This window comes from Streptomyces milbemycinicus (genome assembly GCF_002154605.1).
Lineage (GTDB): Bacteria > Actinomycetota > Actinomycetes > Streptomycetales > Streptomycetaceae > Streptomyces > Streptomyces milbemycinicus.
The window spans coordinates 658-3374 of record NZ_MUNE01000333.1; the positions used below are offsets into that span (position 1 = coordinate 658).

Consider the following 2717-nt stretch of genomic DNA (forward strand, 5'->3'; position numbering starts at 1 on the left):
GCCGAGCATGTGGCCGGTGCCGTGGAGCGTCCAGCGGCGCTGCAGGCCCAGCTCCAGGACGCGCTCGACCGGGCCCTCGATCAGGCCCCACTCGACCAGCTTCGCGGCCAGGACCCGTTGGGCGGCGTCGTGGAAGTCGAGGTACTTCCCGCCCGGCTTGACCGCGGCGATGCCCGCCTCCTGCGCCTCGTACACCGCGTCGTAGATCTTGCGCTGCAGCGGGGTGAAGCGGCCGTTGATGGGAATCGTGCGGGTCACATCGGCGGTGTAGAGCGTGGGGGTCTCCACGCCCGCGTCCAGGAGCAGCAGCTCCCCGGAGCGGACCGGGCCGTCGTTGCGCACCCAGTGGAGCGTGGTGGCGTGCGGGCCGGCGGCGCAGATGGAGGCGTAGCCGACGTGGTTGCCCTCGACGCGGGCGCGCAGGAAGAACGTGCCCTCGATATAGCGCTCGGAGGTGGCCTCGGCCTTGTCGAGGACCTTGACCACGTCCTCGAAGCCGCGCACGGTCGAGTCGACGGCCGCCTGCAGCTGGCCGATCTCGAACTCGTCCTTGACCAGGCGCTGCTCGCTGAGGAACGTCCGCAGCTCCGCGTCGCACTCGCCGGTGACCTTGTCCGTCAGCGCCGCTTCGAGACCGGCGTCATGGCCGCGCACGATGCGCACCGGGCCGGTCGCGGCCCGCAGCGCGTCGGCGAGTTCGCGCACGTCCTTGGCCGGCAGGCCCAGCAGCTGCTCGGCCTCGGCGAGGCTGTGCCGGCGGCCGACCCACAGCTCGCCCTGGCCGTCCAGCCAGAACTCGCCGTTCTCGCGGTTGGAACGGGGCAGCAGGTACACGGTCGCGGTGTGGCCCTCGGCGCCGTCCGGCTCCAGGACCAGGACGCCGTCGTGGGTCTGGTCGCCGGTCAGATACGCGTACTCCGTGGCGGCGCGGAACCCGTACTCGGTGTCGTTGGAGCGGGTGCGCAGATTGCCCGCGGGGATGACCAGGCGCTCCCCGGGGAATCGCGCGGAGAGTGCGGCGCGGCGGCGGGCGGTGTGCGGCGCCTGCTCGATGGGCTCCAGGCCGCGCAGCTCGGTGTCGTCCCAGCCTGACCTCATGTTTTCGGTGAGCTCGTCGGAAACGCCTGTGTAAAGGCTGTTCTTCCGCTGCTTGATGGGCTGCTCCCCGGCCTCTGGGGTCTCCAGGGCCTCGGAAGTGGGCTCCTCGGTCACGTCATCCTCCTCGAGCTGGACCGTGTCCATGGTAGGTGGGGGGTATGACAGCCGGGATGTGCAAGATCCACCGGTGATCGCGGACTATGGCCGATTTCGGGCGGTTGGTGGCGGGTCGGCGTGTGCCATGACCAATCCTCACTGTCAGTCGAAGCGGGCGACGAGCAGGACGACGTCCTCCGTGCCGTCGTCCACGCCCGCGCCCTGGCCCGCCTCGCCCTTGGGGAGGACCGTGCGCAGCAGATGGTCCGCGAAGCCGTCCGGGTCGCTCCGTACGGCCCTGGGGGCGCTCGCGGCGGCCGTGTGCAGCCGTGCGAAGGCCCGGTCCATGGGCTCTCCGGTGCGGTGGAGCAGCCCGTCGCTGTAGAAGAGGAGCGTTTCTCCACGGCCCGGTTCGAGCTCCACGCTGGGCGCTTCCCAGCAGGAGAGCATGCCGAGCGGCGCGGACAGGGCGGTCTCCACGAACTCGGTGCGCCGCTCGCCGGTGATCAGCGGCGGGCAGTGTCCGGCCCCGGCCAGCACCACCCGGCGCGGCAGGGGCTCGTAATAGGCGAAGAGCGCGGTCGCGGAGCGGGCGGGTTCGGTCAGCCGCAGCAGCAGTTCGAGGTCGGAGAGCACGGCCACCGGATCCTCGCCCTCCATCACGGCGTACGCACGCAGAGACGCCCGCAGCCGCCCCATCGCGGCGACCGCGCTGGGTCCGGATCCGGTCACCCCGCCGACGGACAGGCCGAGCGCGCCGTCGGGCAGCGGCAGCGCGTCGTACCAGTCACCGCCCCCGCGGGGAGCGGCGCGGTGGCGTACGGCGAGGCGGACCCCGGGGATCCGGGGCAGCCGCGTGGGCAGCAGCTCCTCCTGGACGGTCGCGACGGTGGCGCGGGCGCGGGCGAGCTCGACCAGCCGGGCGAGGTGCGCGGCGGCGTAGCGGCAGTACAGGCCCACGAGGTGGCGCTGGCGCTCCGCGGGCTCGGCCGGTTCGTCGTACAGCCACGCGGCCGCGCCGAGCCGCCCGAGGGGGCCTGTGGCGCCCGGGTGACTGTTCGAGGCGGTGCCGGGGTCGGCGAGCGGGTCCAGGGCCACGGCGTAGCTCGCGGAGTAGCCGAGGCGGGCGGCGACTTCGCGGTGGCGCGGGTCGAGTTCGGCCTCGCCGGGGATGTCGGGGTGGGCGACGCCGGGCCGCGGCTCGCCGTCCGGCTCGGGCAGCCCGTCCAGGAGGTGGCCGGCGGACGCGGTGCCGCGCGGGATCGTCTCGATATGGCCGAGGTCGGCGCGCCCGAGGCCGAGGCCGACGGTGGTGACCGGGCCGAGCCCGTCGGCCGGTTCCAGCGCGACCAGCCCGCGCCGGGCGCCGACGAGCGAGGCTCCGGCGCGCAGGAGTTCGTCCAGCGCGTCGTCCAGCGTGCCCGTAAGGGCGAGTCGCTCGGTGAGTTCGTGGAGGGTGGTCAGGTCCGAGAGCCACCCGGCCAGATGGTCCTGGACCGCGGGATCGGGGGCGGGGCTGGGGG

1 protein-coding gene and 1 pseudogene (1 of these 2 running past the window's edge) are annotated in these 2717 nt (G+C 73.6%); both read right to left on the minus strand.

All coding sequences use genetic code 11. The features are described from left to right. Positions 1-1242 (minus strand): annotated as a pseudogene (locus CCN51_RS26085) (aminopeptidase P family protein) (it extends 160 nt beyond the left edge of the window). Between the two features lie 114 nt (positions 1243-1356). Then, positions 1357-2717, minus strand: a 1361-nt coding sequence (locus tag CCN51_RS26090; RefSeq protein ID WP_086860142.1) for a PP2C family protein-serine/threonine phosphatase, incomplete at its 5' end; no start/stop codon positions are given.